The organism is Pseudonocardia oroxyli (assembly GCF_900102195.1).
GTDB lineage: Bacteria > Actinomycetota > Actinomycetes > Mycobacteriales > Pseudonocardiaceae > Pseudonocardia > Pseudonocardia oroxyli.
On sequence record NZ_FNBE01000004.1, the window covers coordinates 368920 to 385375 of the forward strand.

Here is a 16456-nt window from a genome sequence, read left to right on the forward strand (position 1 = left end):
GGCACTACTTACCACTCACGGGGCGTCAGCCGAGCTCGAGGAGCAGGTCGCCGCCCTCCACCTGCTGTACCTGGCCGATGGCCAGGCGCGCGACGATGCCGCCGCGCTGGGCGGAGATGCTCGCCTCCATCTTCATCGCCTCGATGGTCGCGACGGTCTGGCCCGCGGACACCGGGTCGCCCTCCTCGACCTGCAGGGTCACCACCCCGCCGAAGGGCGCCGCGACGTGGCGGTCGTTGCCGCGGTCGGCCTTCTCGGCGGCCTTGACCTCGGTCTGCACCGACTCGTCCCGCACGGACACGGGCCGCAGCTGCCCGTTCATCGTCGTCACGACGCTGCGGTACCCGCGCTCGTCGGCCTCGGAGACGGCCTCCAGCTCGATCAGCAGCGTGACGCCCCGCTCGAGGGTCACCGTGTGCTCGAGGTCCGGCTCCAGGCCGTAGAAGAAGTCCTTGGACGACAGCACGCTGGTGTCGCCGTAGGACTCGCGGTGCGCCTCGAACTCCCGCGTCGGGCCCGGGAAGAGCAGCCGGTTGAGGGTGCGGCGGCGGTCGTCCCGCAGCCCCCGGCGGTCGTCGATCGTCAGGTCGGGCTGCGCGGCCTCCGGGGAGCGGCCCTCGAGCGCGCGGGTGCGGAAGGGTTCCGGCCATCCGCCGGGCGGGGTGCCGAGCTCGCCGCGCAGGAAGCCGATCACGGAGTCCGGGACGTCGAACTTGGCGGGGTCGGACTCGAAGTCCGCCGCGGTCACCCCCGCGCCGACCAGGTGCAGGGCCAGGTCGCCCACCACCTTCGACGACGGCGTGACCTTCACCAGGCGGCCCAGCATCCGGTCGGCCGCGGCGTAGCAGTCCTCGATCAGCTCGAACCGGTCCCCCAGGCCCAGCGCGATGGCCTGCTGGCGCAGGTTGGAGAGCTGCCCGCCGGGGATCTCGTGGTGGTAGACCCGGCCGGTCGGCGAGGCGAGCCCGGACTCGAACGGCGCGTAGACCTTGCGCACCGCCTCCCAGTACGGCTCCAGGTCCGACACGGCCTGCAGCGAGAGCCCGGTCTCCCGGTCGCTGTGGTCGGTGGCCGCCACCAGCGCCGACAGCGACGGCTGCGAGGTCGTGCCCGCCATGGAGGCCACGGCCCCGTCGACGGCGTCCACCCCGGCGTCGATCGCGGCGAGCAGGGTGGCGAGCTGGCCGCCCGCGGTGTCGTGGGTGTGCAGGTGCACGGGCAGGTCGAAGCGCTCGCGCAGCGCCGTGACCAGCCTGCGCGCGGCGGGCGGGCGCAGCAGCCCGGCCATGTCCTTGATGGCCAGCACGTGCGCGCCCGCCTCGACGATCTCCTCCGCGAGGTGCAGGTAGTAGTCGAGGGTGTAGAGCTGCTCGGCCGGGTCGGACAGGTCCGCGGTGTAGCAGAGCGCGACCTCCGCGACGGCCGTCCCGGTGGCCCGCACGGCGTCGACGGCCGGGCGCATCTGGGAGACGTCGTTGAGCGCGTCGAAGATCCGGAAGACGTCCATGCCGGTGGCCGCGGCCTCGGCGACGAACGCGTCCGTCACCTCGGTCGGGTACGGCGTGTAGCCCACGGTGTTGCGCCCGCGCAGCAGCATCTGGGTGCAGATGTTCGGCGCCGCGGCCTTGATCGCGGCCAGCCGCTCCCACGGGTCCTCGGCGAGGAACCGCAGCGCGACGTCGTAGGTGGCACCGCCCCAGCACTCCAGGCTGAGCAGCTGCGGGGCGAGCCGCGCGACGTACGGCGCCACCGCGACCAGGTCCTTCGTCCGGATCCGGGTGGCGAGCAGCGACTGGTGGGCGTCCCGGAAGGTGGTGTCGGTGACCGCCACGCCGGTCTGGGCGCGCAGCCGTCGGGCGAACTCCTCGGGGCCCACCTCGGCGAGCAGCTGGGCCGACCCGGCGGGCGGGGCGGCGCCCAGGTCCACCGGGGGCAGCTTGTCGACCGGCTCGACGACCTCGGGCCGCGGCCCGTTCGGTTGGTTCACCGTGGTGTTGGCCAGGAACTGCAGGATCCGCGACCCGCGGTCGGCGGGCGGCTTGGCCTTGAGCAGCTGCGGGCGCTCCTCGATGAAGCTGGTGGTGACCCCGCCCGCCTGGAAGTCCGGGTCGTCGAGCACCGCGGCGAGGAAGGGCAGGTTGGTCGCGATGCCGCGGATCCGGAACTCCGCGATGGCGCGCCGGGCGCGGCGGGCGGCGTTGGCGAAGTCGTGGCCGTTGCAGGTCAGCTTGACCAGCATCGAGTCGAAGTGCGCGGAGACCTCGGCGCCCGCGTGGACGGTGCCGCCGTCGAGTCGCACGCCGGGGCCGCCGGGGGTCCGGTAGGCGGAGATGACGCCGGTGTCCGGGCGGAAGCCGTTCGCCGGGTCCTCGGTGGTGATCCGGCACTGCAGGGCCGCCCCGGACAGGACGATCTCGTCCTGGGTCAGCCGCAGCTCCGGCAGCGTCATGCCGGAGGCGATGCGCAGCTGCGCGATCACCAGGTCCCGGTCGGTGACCTGCTCGGTGACGGTGTGCTCCACCTGGATGCGCGGGTTCATCTCGATGAAGACGTGGTTGCCGCGCTCGTCGACGAGGAACTCGACGGTGCCCGCGTTCCGGTAGCCGATCCGCCGGGCGAAGTTCACGGCGTCCGCACAGATCCGGTCCCGCAGCTCCGGGTCGAGGTTCGGGGCGGGCGCGATCTCCACCACCTTCTGGTGGCGCCGCTGCACCGAGCAGTCCCGCTCGTAGAGGTGCACGACGTTGCCCTCGGCGTCCGCCAGGATCTGCACCTCGATGTGCCGCGGGTTCACCACGGCCTGCTCGAGGAACACCGTCCCGTCGCCGAACGCCGACTCCGCCTCGCGGGAGGCCGCCTCGATGGCGTCCCGCAGGTCCTCGGGCGTCTGGACGCGGCGCATGCCGCGCCCGCCGCCGCCCGCCACGGCCTTGACGAAGATCGGGAAGCCGATCTCCTCCGCGGCCGCCACCAGCGCGTCGACGTCCGTCGAGGGGGCCGAGGAGGCCAGCACCGGCACCCCGGCCTCGCGGGCGGCGGCCACGGCGCGGGACTTGTTGCCCGTGAGGTGCAGGACGTCCGCGGGCGGGCCGACGAACGTGATCCCCGCCTCCGCGCACGCCGCCGCCAGGTCCGGGTTCTCGGACATGAAGCCGTAGCCGGGGTAGACGGCGTCCGCGCCCGCCTTCTGCGCGGCCTTGATGACCTCGTCCACCGACAGGTACGCGCGGACGGGGTGGCCGCGCTCGCCGATCAGGTAGGACTCGTCCGCCTTCGCGCGGTGCAGCGAGTTGCGGTCCTCGTAGGGGAACACCGCCACCGTCGACACGCCGAGCTCGAACGCGGCACGGAACGCGCGGATGGCGATCTCACCACGGTTGGCCACCAGGACTTTCGAGAACATCCGGCTCCTCGTTCCGTCGGACGCTGACGTCTCCCCGCGACGGCGCCGGGGACTCGGTGAGACTAGACAGCCCACCCGCGGGTGGTCGACCGCTGATCCGCGTGGTGAAACCGCGAGGTGCGCACTGCGCACCCTGAGATCGTCCTGAGATCTGCGGGCATTCCCCACCTCGGCCGATGCCGTCGACCACCATCCTGGGGTACCAAGGAGAGATGACACGGCGTCCGCACCACCCGGGCGGTTTCGGACCGGGCACTCGCCGCGGCGGAGCCCGCGGAGCCGACCGGTGGGGCGGCGGGTTCTCACCCGGGGAGCGGACGGCCCGGCGCGTCCGGCGGGCGGCCGCCCCGCGGGGGCGCTACCACACCGGCACGCCGCTGCGGCCGGGCATGGCGGTGCCCTCGCCGTGGATCGCGCTGCCGTTGATCGTGCTGATGGTCGGGGCGCTGGGCAGCGCGGCGGCCTTCACCGCCTTCGCGGCGGTCTCGATCTCCCCGCTGTTCCTGCTCGCCGTCATCGCGATCACCGCCCAGCGGGCCGGACGGCGCCGGGTCGGCCCCCCACAGGCCGCCGCGGCCCCGCGCGCCGCGGCACCCCCGTGGGAGCGGGCCCGCGAGCGGTTCGACGCGCTGCGGGTCGAGTACACGGCGTTCGAGTGCGACGCGATGGCGGTGCTGCGCCTGCCCGCCCTCGCGGACGTCTCGGTGCCCAGCACCGGCCGGTTCGTCGAGGCCTTCGCCGAGGCCCAGGCGCTGGACACCGACACCCGCCCCGCGGACCGCGCGCACGCCGAGGCGTTCGTGGCCGCGGTCGACCGGGCCGTGCGGGCGTGGGAGGCGGCGCAGGACGCCGCCGAACGCATCCGGCACTCCACCCTGTCGTCGGCGGAGCGGTCGTCGGTGGAGCGGGCCATCAAGCTCCTCACCACCGCGCGGGACTCCGACAACGACGCCGAACGCCACGCCGCCTACGCCATGGCCCGCTCGGAGCTGGCCAAGCTCGAACGTGCGGGCGTCCTGCACCTGCCGAAACAGGCCGTCGCCGCCCTGGAGAACGACGGCCGGGGCCACCTCTCCGCCTGACCACCCCGCGGGTCAGACCTTGTCGAGGTAGGCCGCGGCGGCCTCGTCGCCGACGGTCTCGGTGACCAGGGCGCGCAGGTCGGGGTGGTGGGCGAGGCCGGGGTCCGCCGCGACCAGACGGGCGGCGACCAGACGGGTCTCGCTGATCACCTGCTCGTGGCGGAGCAGGGACAGCAGCTTGAGGCCCGAGCGGGTGCCGGACTGCTGCGAGCCCAGGATGTCCCCCTCGCGGCGCAGCTCCAGGTCCAGCCGGGCCAGCTCGAACCCGTCGGTCGTGGAGGCGATCGCGTCCAGGCGCTCCCGGGCGGTGGTGCCCGCGGGCATGTCCGTGACCAGCAGGCACACCCCCGGCGCCGAGCCGCGCCCGACGCGCCCGCGCAGCTGGTGGAGCTGGGAGAGCCCGAACCGGTCCGCATCCATGATGATCATGCCGGTGGCGTTCGGGACGTCCACGCCGACCTCGATCACGGTCGTCGCCATCAGCACGTCCGTCTCGCCCGCGTCGAAGGCCCGCATGCGGAGCTCCTTCTCCTCCGCGGACAGCTTGCCGTGCAGGATCCCGACGCTCAGCCCGGCGAGCGGCCCCTCGGCGAGCTGCGGGGCCACGTCCTCCACCGCGAGCGGGGGGCGGCGCTCCTCGCCCCCGTCGTCGTCGAGATCCGGTTCCTCCTCCGAGGACGAGGACGAGGAGGAGGAGGAGGACGAGGCCTTCTTGGTGGTCGCGTACTCCCCGCCCACCCGCGGGAACACGACGTAGCACTGGTGCCCGCCCGCGACCTCCTCGCGGATCCGCGTCCACACCCGCTCCAGCCAGGAGGGCTTCTCCCCCGCGGGCACCACGGTGGTCTTGATCGGGGAGCGCCCCTTGGGCAGCTCGGTGAGCGCGGAGATCTCCAGGTCGCCGTAGACGGTCATGGCGACGGTGCGCGGGATCGGCGTGGCCGTCATGACCAGCAGGTGCGGGGTGCGTTCGCCGCGGCCGCGCAGCTTGTCCCGCTGCTCCACGCCGAAGCGGTGCTGCTCGTCGACCACGACCAGGCCCAGCTCCGCGAACCCCACGGTGTCCTCGATGATCGCGTGCGTACCGACGACGATCCCCGCGGCCCCGGACTGGATGTCCAGCAGCGCCTTGCGCCGCTCGGCCGTGGACATCGACCCGGTGAGCAGGGTCACCCGGGTGGCGCCGTCCGCCGCGCCCAGCTCGCCCTCGATGCCCAGCGGCCCGAGCATGCTCCGCAGCGACCGGGCGTGCTGGGTCGCCAGCACCTCGGTGGGCGCCAGCATCGCGGCCTGGCGCCCCGAGTCGACGACCTGCAGCATCGCCCGCAGCGCCACGATGGTCTTGCCCGCGCCCACGTCTCCCTGGACGAGCCGGTTCATCGGCAGCGGCCGGGCCAGGTCCGCGGCGATCTCGTCCCCCACGGCGATCTGGCCGGGGGTCAGCGTGAACGGCAGCCGGGCGTCGAACGCCTCGCGCAGCCCGCCCGCGATCCGCGGCGACGCCGCGGCGGGCCGCTGCAGCGACCGCTCCCGCTGCAGGGACAGGGCCAGTTGCACGCCGAACGCCTCGTCCCACACCAGCCGGGCCTTCGCCGCGTGCCGCTCGGCCTCGGACTGCGGCACGTGGATCCGGCGCAGCGCCGAGCCGAGCGGGGCGAGCCCGTGCTCCTCGCGCAGCTCACGCGGCAGCGGGTCGGTCGGGTCGTCCAGCACCGCGAGGACCTGCCGCACCGACCGCGCGATGGCGCTCGAGGGGACGCCCTTGGTGGCCGGGTAGATCGAGATGAAGGGGCGGTCCGCCGAGTCCTCCTCCAGCTCCTCGAACTCGGGGTGGGTGAGCTGCAGCTGCGAGGTCCGGCCGCGCCGGTAGACCGACACCGTGCCGGAGAACATCAGCGTGGCGCCGACCTTGATGATCCCCTGCACCTTGTAGGCGTTGAAGAACGTGCAGGCGATCTCGGCGCCCTTCGCGTCCCGGATCGTGGCGTTCATCAGCGTGCCCCGCCGGTTCTGCATCTTCCGGGTGGTGGCCGACGCCACGGTCGCGATCACCGTGACGTGGTCACCCACCGCCAGGCCCGCGATGTCGGAGAGCTTCCCGCGCTCGACGTACCGGCGCGGGTAGTGCCGCACCAGGTCGCCGACGGTGTGCAGCTCCAGCTTGCCGCCCAGCGCCTTCGCGGTCGTGGCGCCCAGGACGTCCACCAGCCGCGTGTCCAGATCGACCTTCACTCGACCCCCACCACCAACGGGAAGTCCACCTGCCCGCCCCGGTACACCACGACGTCCACCTCGGGGTGGGTCCGCCGCAGGTCCTCCTCCAGACGCTCGCCCAGGTCGGCGGGCGCATCCGCCCCCAGCAACGCGGTCACCAGCTCTCCACCGGCCGTCAGCATGCGGTGAGCCAACCACAGGGCACCGACACTCAGGTCGGGGGCGATCAGCACGACCTCGCCCTCGCTCATCCCCAGCACCTCACCGGGGGCGCAGCGCCCCACCCAGGTCAGCGCCTCCGCCTCGGCGACGACCAGGGCGCCGGTGCGCGTGCCCGCGGCGGCCTCCGCCATGGCGACGACGTCGTCCGCCGCGTTGCGGTCCAGGTCGTGCACGGCGAGCGCGGCGAGGCCCTGCGACACGGACGTCGTCGGCACGACGACCACCTCCCGGCCCGCGTCCCGCGCCTCGGCGGCGACCCGCGCGGCCAAGCCGAACAGGGTCGCGTCGCAGGTCATGACCGTGACGTGCGCGGCGCCGGTCTCCTCGACCGCCGCCAGCAGCTGCCGACCGGTGACGGTGTGCCCGGTCCTGGCCTCCAGGACGTCCGCGCCCGCCGCGCGCACCAGCCCCGCGACGTCCGGGCCGCTGACCACCAACAGCACGGCGCGGGGTCGGCGGAAGCGCGCGGTGGCGGAGTCGAAGCGCAGCACCGTGATCCGGTGCGGCCGGCCCGCCTCGACACCGGCCTCGATCGCGGCGCCGACGTCCGAGCAGTGCACGTGCACGTTCCACGTGCCGGTGCCGTCCCCGACCACGACGACGGAGTCGCCGAGTGCCGCCAGCACGGTCCGCAGCCGGGTGACGGCCTCCTCGCTCGTGCGGTCGAGCAAATACATGACCTCGTGGTCGTACTCCGCCGAGCCCGTCTCGCGCGCGGTCGTCAACGCGGCCCGCGGGCGCACCACGCGGGTCGGCTCCCGGACCGGGGCCTCCCCGGAGCTGGCGGTGACCAGCGCGTCCAGCACCACGGCCACCCCCAGCCCGCCCGCGTCCACCACGCCGGCGCGGCTCAGCTCGGCGAGCTGCCCGGTGGTCCGCCCGACGGCGACGTGCGCGGCGTCGGCGACCGCCCGCGGGTCGTCCCCCGCCTCGGCGGCGGCCTCGAGGACGCTGAGGATCGTGCCCGCACGCGGCTCCGCGACGGCGGCGGTGGCGTGCGTGAGCGCGCGGCGCAGCCCCGCGCCCAGCTCCGCCTCCTCCGCGATCCCCCGCAGGACCTGCGACAGCAGGGTCCCGGAGTTGCCGCGCGCGCCGCGGAGCGCGCCGCGGGCCAGCGACGGGCCCGGCTCGGCCGGGTCGAACGCGGCGAGCGCCGCCTGCATGGTGAGCAGCATGTTCGTGCCGGTGTCGGCGTCGGCGACGGGGAAGACGTTGATCCCGTCGAGCTCGGCGCGGCGTGCCTCCAGGCCCGCGACGGCGGCCTCGGCCCAGCGCCGGAGGAGGGCGTGGTCGAGCGTGGTGGGCACGGGACCCACCCTAGTTACCGGGCACCGGAGCCCGTCGATTACCCTGGACGACACGTGCCCGGCTCGACGCCGGGCCTGTCTCATCCGTCTAACCCGAGGAGTGTCCGACGTGGCTGCCGTCTGCGACGTCTGCGGCAAGGGTCCGGGCTTCGGCATGTCCGTCTCGCACTCGCACCGCCGTACCAACCGTCGCTGGAACCCGAACATCCAGACCGTGCGTTCGCTGAACGCCGGCGGGAACAAGGTCCGCCAGAACGTGTGCACCTCCTGCCTCAAGGCGGGCAAGGTCACGCGCGCCTGAGCTCAGCGCTGCACAGTGAGGGCGGTCTCCCGAGGGAGGCCGCCCTTTCTCATGCCGAGGTGAACCACTCCTTGAGGCCCTTGCGGGCGTAGCGGATCGTCAGCGAGCCCATCCCGGCGCTGCCGGTGACCACCAGGTGCGGGCCGCGGCCGGTGGGCGTGTGGGGGACCTTCGTCGAGACCGAGCCCCAGGAGGTCTTCACGCCGTCCACGTCCGCGGAGCCGCCCGGCGGCAGGACCAGGGTGACCGAGCCCATGCCGGTCGACACGTCCACCTGCAGGTCGGCGGGGACCTGGGTCTCGGTGAGGTCGAGGTGGATCGAGCCCATGCTCGTGGTCAGCCTCAGCTGCCGCGGCACGGCCCACGCACCGGTGCGCTTGATCGACCCCATCTCGGTGTTGAGGTGCACCGACTCCTTGCGGGCGGGCACCGCGACGGACGGCGCGACGGCGGCGCCCGGCAGGTCCGCCAGCGGGGGTTCGAGGTCCGCGAACGTCCTGGCCGCGTAGACGACGGTCAGCCGCTCCTCGAGCTCGTCGAGCGTGATCCGCCCCTCCGCCATCGCGGTGTGCAGCCGCTGCGCGGCGGCCTCGCGGTCAGCGTCCGAAATACGCAGGTTGCCCCCGTCCACGGGCCAACCCTACGGCAGCTTCCAGTCGACGGGCTCGCCGCCGATCTCCTCGAGGAGATCGTTCGCGCGGGAGAACGGACGGGAGCCGAAGAAGCCGCGGTCCGCGGACATCGGCGACGGGTGCGCGGACTCGATGATCGGGACGTCGACCAGCAGCGGGGCGAGGTTGCGCGCGTCCCGGCCCCAGAGGATGGCGACCATGGGATCGGCGTCCCGCTCCACGAGCGCGCGGATCGCCTGCTCGGTGACCGCCTCCCAGCCCTTGTCCCGGTGCGAGCCCGGCGAGCCCGGCTCCACGGTCAGGCACCTGTTGAGCAGCAGCACACCCTGCTCGGTCCACGGGGTGAGGTCCCCGGTCGACGGCGTCGGGTAGCCGAGGTCCTCGGAGTACTCCCGGTAGATGTTCGCCAGCGAGCGCGGGATCGGGCGGGTCTGCGGAGACACCGAGAACGACAGCCCGACGGCGTGCCCCGGCGTCGGGTAGGGGTCCTGGCCGACGATCAGGACCCGCACGTCGTCGAAGGGCTGCTGGAAGGCTCGCAGCACGTTCGCGCCGGACGGGAGGTACCGGCGGCCCGCGGCGATCTCCTGCCGCAGGAACTCCCCCATCTGCGCGACGACGGGGGCGACGGGCTCGAGCGCGCGGGCCCAGCCCTCCTCGACGACCTCGGCCAACGGCTTCGCCGCCATCAGGACAGCCTCCGCAGCTCGGCGCGGAACCGCTTCCCCCGCTGCACGTAGGACTCGACCGCGTAGGCGAAGCGCCCCTCCGGCACCTCGTAGCCCTCCCGCAGGCGCGCCGGCACCCCGACCGCCATCCGGTGGGCCGGGACCGCGAAGCCCGGCGACACGACCGCACCCGCGGCGACGACCGCGCCCTCCCCCACCGTGGACCCGTTGAGCACCACGGAGCCGGAGGAGATCAGCGCGTCGTCGGAGATGTCCGCGGCCTCGATGTGGACGTTGTGCCCCACCGTGACCCGGTCGCCGATCAGCGTGGGCTGCCGCGCGGTGGTGTGGATGATCGAGCCGTCCTGGATGCTCGTCCGCGCGCCGACGGTGATGTACCCGTCGTCCCCCCGGAGCACGGCGGTCGGCCAGACCGACGCCTCGGCGCCGAGCGTGACGTTCCCGATGACGACGGCGTCCGGATGCACGTAGGCCGTCGGATGGATGTCGGGCTCGGCATCACCGAGTGCGTACACAGCCACGTCCGGACCCTACTTCCCGTCCTGTTCCGCCACGCGCGCGGTCAGCTCGTCGATCACCAGCAGGTCGGTGTCCACGGCCCCTGTCCGGTAGGCCGACCGGGCGACGATCTGGGAGATCACCGGCGCGGTCACCGCCTGGAACAGGATCACCAGCACGAGCGTGGCCGCGTTCTCGAACTCCAGCCGCACGGCGGTGCCGATCAGGACGAACAGCAGCCCGAGCGTCTGCGGTTTGGTCGCAGCCTGCAGCCGGGCGGGCAGGTCCGGCAGCCGGACCAGCCCGATCGCGCCGAGCAGGCAGAACAGGGCCCCGCCCAGCAGGAACACACTGGAGACGATGTCTCTGATCATGAGCCGATCACCGGTGCCGCTCCCACCGCTCGACGAGCCGGGCCGCGGTCGCGGACCCGACGAACCCGACGAGCGCCACGGCCGCCATCAGCGGCACCGTGGACCCGTCCCGGTAGATGGCGATGTACACCGCCGAGGCCGCCACGATGATCACCACGAACACGTCGAGCGCGGCGATCCGGTCCAGGGTGCCGGGCCCCTTGAGCAGCCGGGCGACGGTCAGCAGCGCCGCGGCGCTGAGCATCCCGAGGACCAGCCCGAACACGATCGTCATGTCGCCTCCGCGGGAGAACGTCCGTCGGTGGGAGTCACACCGTCAACCCCCACCGCCGAGACCACCCGCTCCTGCAGCCGCCGCATGTGGGCGCGGGTCTGCTCGGCGTCCGCGGCGCTGCGCAGCCCGAGCGCGTAGACGTAGAGCACGCAGCCCGCCCGGTCGATCTGCAGGACGAAGCTGCCCGGCGTCAGGGCGGCCGCGCCCGCGATCAGCGTGATGACCCGCTCGGAGTCGGTGAGCAGCGGGACCGCGACGATGCCCGCCCGGGACTTCGGCCCGTAGCGCAGCGTCTCGACGGCCACGTCCCACCCGGAGCGGAACAGGTCCGCCACCAGGAACGCCCCCAGCCGCAGCAGCGGCCACGGCCGGAACGGGAGCCGGTTGAGGACCGGCAGCGGGAACAACACCGTGACCAGCAGAGCGACGACCAGGCCGCCGACGACGATCGTCGGGGTCACGTACCCCCACAGCAGCACCCACACCACGGTCAGCCAGAGGATCTGTGGCCAGCGCTTCATCCGAGCACCGCCTCGAGGTAGGGGACGCGCGCGATCAGGTCCGCACCCGCCCGTTCGGTGACGGCGGACAGCGGCCCGGCCGCCGCGGCGATCGCGATGCTCACCGCGACCAGCGCCGCGGAGGCCACGTACATCGGCGCGGACGTCTTCGAGGTGCCGATGACGAGCTCGTCGTGCGGGTCGTCGTCCGGCAGCGGCTCCTTGTCCGCACCCCAGAACACCCGGATCCACACGCGCACCACGGCCCACAGCGTGAGCAGGGACGCGAGCACCACGAACCCGGCCACCACGACGGTGCCGACGGTCCCGGCGGCGCCCGCCTGCAGCAGGGCGAGCTTCGCCACGAAACCCGACGTCGGCGGGATGCCCGCCAGCGTCAGGGCCGGGACGGCGAAGAGCACGGCCAGCACCGGCGACCGCCGCGCCAGCCCGCCCATCTGGTCGATCGACACGGTCCCGGTCCGCCGCGTGATCAAGCCGCTGACCAGGAACAGCGTGGCCTGCACGGTGATGTGGTGGACGATGTAGAGGGCCGTGCCCGCCGCGCCCCGCGCGTCGTCCACCGCGAGCCCGAACAGCATGAAGCCGATGTGGCTGACCAGCAGGAAGGACAGCAACCGGTTGAGGTCGTTCTGGGCGAGCGCGCCCAGCGCACCGACGACCATCGTGAGCACCGCCAACACCAGCAGCACCGCGCTCGGCCCGTCCCCGGGGAAGATCAGCGTCTGGGTGCGCAGCAGCGCGTAGATGCCGACCTTGGTGAGCAGGCCCGCGAACAGCGCGGTGACCGGGGCGGGGGCGTTCGGGTAGCTGTCCGGCAGCCAGAAGTGCAGCGGCACCATGGCCGCCTTGATCCCGAACGTGACGATCGTGAGCATCGACAGCAGCGTCCGCAGGCCCGGCGGCAGGGCGGCCACCCGGCCCGCGAGGTCCGCCAGGTTCACCGTGCCCGTCGACGCGTAGACCAGGGCGATCGTGGTGAGGAACAGCAGCGAGGACGTCAGCGAGATGATCACGTACGTCATCCCCGAGCGGATGCGTTCGGCGTTCGTCCGCCGCGTGATCAGCACGTACGAGGCCGCGAGCATGATCTCGAACGCCACGAACAGGCTGAACAGGTCACCGGTCAGGTAGGCCAGCGACACCCCGGTCGACAGCAGCAGGAAGATCGGGTGGAACGTGGTGCTCGCGGTGTCCCGGCCGTAGTCGGAGATCCGCTGGTCGATGGCGTAGACCAGCACCGCCAGCGTGACGACCGTCGAGATGAGCAGCAGCAGCGCCGACAGCCGGTCCGCCACCAGCACGATCCCGACCGGCGCGGGCCACCCGCCCAGCTCGACGACGACGGGGCCGGTGCGGTCCGCCGCCACCAGCAGCACCGCGGCGACCACGCACACCGCGACGAGCACCACGATGCCGATCAGCCGCTGCAAGGTGGCCTGGCGTACGAAGATCACGCTCAGCGCCGCGCCGAGGATCGGCAGCAGCACCGGCAGGGTCACCAGGGTGCTCACCGGGACACCTCCGACGACGCGTCCGGGCCGCCGGTGGCGATCTCCGCCGGCTCGTTGGACGCCGCGGCGGAGCCCGGGTCCTCGGTGTCCTCGTCCGCCCCCTCGGTGTCCTCCTCCATGGCGCCGTCGGGCCGCTCGGACAGCGCGATCCGGCGGTCCTCGAGGTCGTCCTGCACCTCGTCGTGCCCGGTCAGCACCCAGCTGCGGTAACCCAGCGCCAGCAGGTAGGTGGTCAGCGCGAACGTGATGACGATGGCGGTGAGCGCCAGGGCCTGCGGGAGCGGGTCGGCGAACTCCGCGGGGGGCGCGGTGCCGAGCACGGGAGCGCGGGCGGGCGGGCCGCCCGCGAGCTGCAGCAGCAGGTTCGCGCCGTGGCCGAGGACCACGATGCCGATCAGGATGCGCATCAGGGAGCGCTGCATGAGCAGGTAGAAGCCCACGGAGTACAGGACGGCCAGCACGACCGCCATCCCGATGTTGATCGTGGTCACGGGCGCTCCCCCTGCCCGGCCTCGGCGTCCCGCTCGATCCCGCTGCCCAGCGACCGCAGCAGGTCGAGGACGACGCCGATGATGAGCAGGTACACCCCGACGTCGAGCAGCAGGCTCGACACCACCTCCACGCCGAGGAACGAGACCTTCGCGCTGCTGAGCACCGGGCGGCCGACCAGCACCGGCGCGAACGCGGTGATCATCGCCAGCAGCAGGCCGGTGCCCATCAGCACGGGCGGGCGCAGCCGCAGCCGGGAGCCGATCTCGACGCCCTCGGACCCGCCGCCCGCGATGTAGCGCAGCACGAAGGCCAGGCCCGCGGTCAGCCCGCCCTGGAACCCGCCGCCGGGCGCGTAGTGGCCGACGATCAGCAGGTACACCGAGAACACCAGGACGACCGGGAACAGGAACCGGGTCGCCGCCTCGAGCAGCAGGGTGCGGTTGGTGCGCACGGGGCAGGCGCCCGGCAGCGTCCACTCGCCGGACGGGGCGTCCCACTGCTCGAAGGGGATCTTCTGCTCGGGGGTGGCGGTCATCCGGCGATCTCCTCCTCGTGCTCGGGGGTGCCGCCGCCGCTCTCGACGCGGCCCGACTTCCCCTTCTTGTCGTGCCGGGTGGCCAAGACGAGGCTCGCGGTGCCCGCCGCGGCGATGAGCAGCACCGTGATCTCGCCGACCGTGTCCAGCGCGCGGAAGTCGACGAGGATCGCGGCGATCACGTTGTCCGCGCCCGCCTCCGGCGCCCGCGCGACGAACTCCCCGCTGACCGCGGGCGGCTCCTGCCGCGCCCCGCTGAGCACGACCGCCGCCACCGCGACGAACACGCCCGCGACGGTGGCGAGGGCCGCCTTGCGCAGCTGGATCCCCCGCCCCACCCGGGGCCCCGCGTCGAAGTGCGCGGGCAGCCTGCGCAGCACGAACACGAAGGCGACCATCGTCAGCGTCTCGACGAGGAACTGGGCCAGGGCCAGGTCGGGCCCGCCGTCGACCACGAACAGGCCCCCGATCGCATACCCGATCGCGCCGACCAGCAACACGGCGGTGAACCGGCGCCGCACCCGGGTCAGGGCGGCCGCACAGGCGACGATCACCAGGCCGAGCGGCAGCTGCATCAGCGAGCCGTAGCCGGGCACCGTCGCGGGCAGGGTGCCGCCGAAGACCAGCGCGAGCCCGGGCAGCACCAGCACGGTGAGCAGCAGGACGCCGAGGTAGACCGGCAGCGAACCGGCCTGGATCCGGCCGGTGACCCACACCGCGAACCGCTCGATCCCGCCGACGGTGACCTCGTAGCCGCGCTGGGCGGACAGCGGGTGGCGCAAGGCGGTGTGCAGCCCGGTGACGCGGGCGCGCTGCAGGTGCAGGGTGGCGCCGACGATGAGCGCGACCGCCGAGAACAGCAGCGGCAGCGACAGCCCGTGCCAGAGCGCGAGGTGGTAGTCGGCCGCGACCGCGTCCTCCGCCGGGTAGGCGGCGGCGTAGTTCCGCGCCAGCGCGTCGGTCAGCGGCGGGACGCACCCGAGCACGAGCCCGGTGAACGCCGCGATCCAGGTCGGGACGGACAGCCCCGGGACGACGGGCCTCGGCTCGGTGGCCTCGACCCCGGCCTTGGTCGCGAAGGCGCCCCACAGGAACCGCGCCGAGTACGCCACGGTGAAGATCGAGCCGAGCAGCAGACCGAGGGCGAGCACCCAGTCGCCGTCGTGGACGAAGGCCTCGAACGCGGCCTCCTTGCCCAGGAACCCGAGCAGGAAGGGGATGCCCGCCATCGAGGCCGCCGCGAGGGTGGCCGCGGCGGCGAGCCCGGGCAGCCGCCGCCCGAGCCCGGACAGCGCACCGACCTCGCGGGTCCCGGTCACCTTGTCCACGATCCCGACGACCATGAACAGCGGCGCCTTGAACAGGCCGTGGGCCAGCAGCATCGTGAGCGCGGCGATCTCACCGATCCGGTCGCCGGAGCCGAAGAGCACCATCAGGAAGCCGAGCTGGCTCACGGTGCCGAAGGCGAGCAGCCGTTTCAGGTCCGTCTCGTGCAGCGCCCGCCAGCCGCCGACGAGCATGGTGACCAGGCCGAGCACCGCGATCGGCACCCACCAGTAGCTCCGGTCGGCGAACGCGGGCGACAGCCGCCCGACGAGCACGACGCCCGCCTTCACCATCGACGCCGCGTGCAGGTAGGCGCTGACCGGCGTGGGCGCCGCCATCGCGCCGGGCAGCCAGGGGTGGAACGGGAACTGCGCGGACTTCGTCAGGGCGCCGATCAGGATCAGCACGATCCCGGTCGCCGCGAGCCCGCCCGCGGGGCCGGCCCCCTGCTGCGCGGCCGCCACGATCTCGGAGATCCGGTAGGTGCCCGCGGACTCCCCCACGATCACGATCCCGAGCAGCATCGCGAGCCCGCCCATGACCGTGACCAGCAGCGCCTGCACCGCCGCGCGCCGGTTGGCCCGGTGCAGACCGCCCTGCCCGACCAGCAGGAACGACGCGATGGACGTCAGCTCCCAGAAGAGGTAGAGCGTGAGCAGGTCGTCCGCGAGGACGAGGCCGAGCATGGCGCCCGCGAAGGCCAGCAGCAGCGCGGAGTTCCGCGGCGCGTCCCGGCTGTCCTTGCCGAAGTACCAGGCCGAGTAGGCGAGGATCAGGGCGCCGAGCCCGCCGACCAGCACGATCATCACGACGCCGAGCGCGTCCAGCCGGAACCCGAACTCGAGGTGCAGCGCCGACGCCCAGACGTGGGTCTCGGACGGCGCCGGGCCCGGGCCCAGCACCGCGGGCAGGTTCGCGAGCCCCCAGACGAGGGTGGCGGCCGGGAGCACGGCGGCGACGCCGAAGGCGGCACGTCGACTGCGTCGCGACACCAGGGGCAGCAGGGCGGCCACCACGAGATGAGCGACGACGAGCGCGAGCAAGGCACCTCCGTGGCGTGTCGGACGACCTG

15 protein-coding genes are annotated in these 16456 nt (G+C 73.4%); 2 read left to right on the plus strand and 13 right to left on the minus strand.

The window, feature by feature from the left end; genetic code table 11:
* Window positions 1-25: 25 nt before the first annotated feature.
* Window positions 26-3403, minus strand: coding sequence for a pyruvate carboxylase (locus tag BLS43_RS08825; protein ID WP_093079662.1), 3378 nt, complete (start codon window positions 3401-3403; stop codon window positions 26-28).
* Between the two features lie 212 nt (window positions 3404-3615).
* Here BLS43_RS08825 and BLS43_RS08830 point away from each other — a divergent pair, with 212 nt between their 5' ends.
* The gene (locus BLS43_RS08830) at window positions 3616-4485 is read left to right on the plus strand and encodes a hypothetical protein (protein ID WP_093079665.1); all 870 of its coding nucleotides are present in this window, start codon (window positions 3616-3618) and stop codon (window positions 4483-4485) included.
* A 12-nt stretch (window positions 4486-4497) separates the two neighbouring features.
* Here the strand turns inward: BLS43_RS08830 and recG are convergent, their stop codons facing one another.
* A complete protein-coding gene (recG, locus tag BLS43_RS08835; RefSeq protein ID WP_093079670.1) occupies window positions 4498-6717 on the minus strand; it encodes an ATP-dependent DNA helicase RecG in 2220 nt (739 codons plus the stop codon).
* Window positions 6714-8228: a DAK2 domain-containing protein gene (locus BLS43_RS08840; RefSeq protein ID WP_093080083.1), complete on the minus strand. Its 1515-nt coding sequence runs from the start codon at window positions 8226-8228 to the stop codon at window positions 6714-6716. Before BLS43_RS08840 ends, recG begins: the two co-directional genes overlap by 4 nt.
* A 109-nt stretch (window positions 8229-8337) precedes the next feature.
* Between BLS43_RS08840 and rpmB the strand changes: the two genes are divergently transcribed.
* Window positions 8338-8529, plus strand: a complete 192-nt coding sequence (rpmB, locus tag BLS43_RS08845; protein WP_093080087.1) for a 50S ribosomal protein L28 — start codon at window positions 8338-8340, stop codon at window positions 8527-8529.
* Between the two features lie 49 nt (window positions 8530-8578).
* Here rpmB and BLS43_RS08850 read toward each other — a convergent pair whose 3' ends face one another.
* The 10 genes from BLS43_RS08850 to mbhE are packed head-to-tail and all read right to left on the minus strand — an operon-like array spanning window position 8579 to window position 16427.
* Window positions 8579-9160, minus strand: a complete 582-nt coding sequence (locus BLS43_RS08850) for a DUF1707 SHOCT-like domain-containing protein (RefSeq protein WP_093079675.1) — start codon at window positions 9158-9160, stop codon at window positions 8579-8581.
* Window positions 9161-9169: 9 nt separating this feature from the next.
* Window positions 9170-9850, minus strand: a complete 681-nt coding sequence (locus tag BLS43_RS08855; protein ID WP_093079680.1) for a uracil-DNA glycosylase — start codon at window positions 9848-9850, stop codon at window positions 9170-9172.
* Window positions 9850-10371 carry a gamma carbonic anhydrase family protein gene (locus tag BLS43_RS08860; protein ID WP_093079684.1) on the minus strand — a complete coding sequence of 174 codons (522 nt, stop codon included), beginning with the start codon at window positions 10369-10371 and terminating at the stop codon, window positions 9850-9852. The genes BLS43_RS08855 and BLS43_RS08860 overlap by 1 nt, the downstream gene beginning before the upstream one ends.
* Before the next feature lie 9 nt (window positions 10372-10380).
* On the minus strand, window positions 10381-10722 hold the full coding sequence (gene mnhG / locus BLS43_RS08865; RefSeq protein ID WP_093079688.1) for a monovalent cation/H(+) antiporter subunit G: 342 nt from the start codon (window positions 10720-10722) through the stop codon (window positions 10381-10383).
* 7 nt (window positions 10723-10729) lie between these two features.
* Window positions 10730-10996 carry a monovalent cation/H+ antiporter complex subunit F gene (locus BLS43_RS08870; protein ID WP_093079693.1) on the minus strand — a complete coding sequence of 89 codons (267 nt, stop codon included), beginning with the start codon at window positions 10994-10996 and terminating at the stop codon, window positions 10730-10732.
* Window positions 10993-11517 (minus strand): Na+/H+ antiporter subunit E, encoded by a 525-nt coding sequence (locus BLS43_RS08875; protein ID WP_093079698.1) that lies wholly within the window; start codon window positions 11515-11517, stop codon window positions 10993-10995. The genes BLS43_RS08870 and BLS43_RS08875 overlap by 4 nt, the downstream gene beginning before the upstream one ends.
* On the minus strand, window positions 11514-13031 hold the full coding sequence (locus BLS43_RS08880) for a Na+/H+ antiporter subunit D (RefSeq protein WP_093079703.1): 1518 nt from the start codon (window positions 13029-13031) through the stop codon (window positions 11514-11516). The genes BLS43_RS08875 and BLS43_RS08880 overlap by 4 nt, the downstream gene beginning before the upstream one ends.
* Window positions 13028-13522, minus strand: coding sequence for a Na(+)/H(+) antiporter subunit C (locus BLS43_RS08885; protein WP_281245823.1), 495 nt, complete (start codon window positions 13520-13522; stop codon window positions 13028-13030). The genes BLS43_RS08880 and BLS43_RS08885 overlap by 4 nt, the downstream gene beginning before the upstream one ends.
* The gene (locus BLS43_RS08890) at window positions 13519-14058 is read right to left on the minus strand and encodes an MnhB domain-containing protein (protein ID WP_093079708.1); all 540 of its coding nucleotides are present in this window, start codon (window positions 14056-14058) and stop codon (window positions 13519-13521) included. The genes BLS43_RS08885 and BLS43_RS08890 overlap by 4 nt, the downstream gene beginning before the upstream one ends.
* On the minus strand, window positions 14055-16427 hold the full coding sequence (mbhE, locus tag BLS43_RS08895) for a hydrogen gas-evolving membrane-bound hydrogenase subunit E (protein ID WP_093079711.1): 2373 nt from the start codon (window positions 16425-16427) through the stop codon (window positions 14055-14057). Before mbhE ends, BLS43_RS08890 begins: the two co-directional genes overlap by 4 nt.
* Window positions 16428-16456 lie beyond the last annotated feature (29 nt).

Coding starts and splice junctions, on each gene's coding strand:
- BLS43_RS08825 (WP_093079662.1), bottom strand. CDS start 3,403: ATGTTCTCGAAAGTCCTGGTGGCCAACCGTGGTGAGATCGCCATCCGC.
- BLS43_RS08830 (WP_093079665.1), top strand. CDS start 3,616: ATGACACGGCGTCCGCACCACCCGGGCGGTTTCGGACCGGGCACTCGC.
- BLS43_RS08855 (WP_093079680.1), bottom strand. CDS start 9,850: ATGGCGGCGAAGCCGTTGGCCGAGGTCGTCGAGGAGGGCTGGGCCCGC.
- mnhG (WP_093079688.1), bottom strand. CDS start 10,722: ATGATCAGAGACATCGTCTCCAGTGTGTTCCTGCTGGGCGGGGCCCTG.
- BLS43_RS08870 (WP_093079693.1), bottom strand. CDS start 10,996: ATGACGATCGTGTTCGGGCTGGTCCTCGGGATGCTCAGCGCCGCGGCG.
- BLS43_RS08875 (WP_093079698.1), bottom strand. CDS start 11,517: ATGAAGCGCTGGCCACAGATCCTCTGGCTGACCGTGGTGTGGGTGCTG.
- BLS43_RS08890 (WP_093079708.1), bottom strand. CDS start 14,058: ATGACCGCCACCCCCGAGCAGAAGATCCCCTTCGAGCAGTGGGACGCC.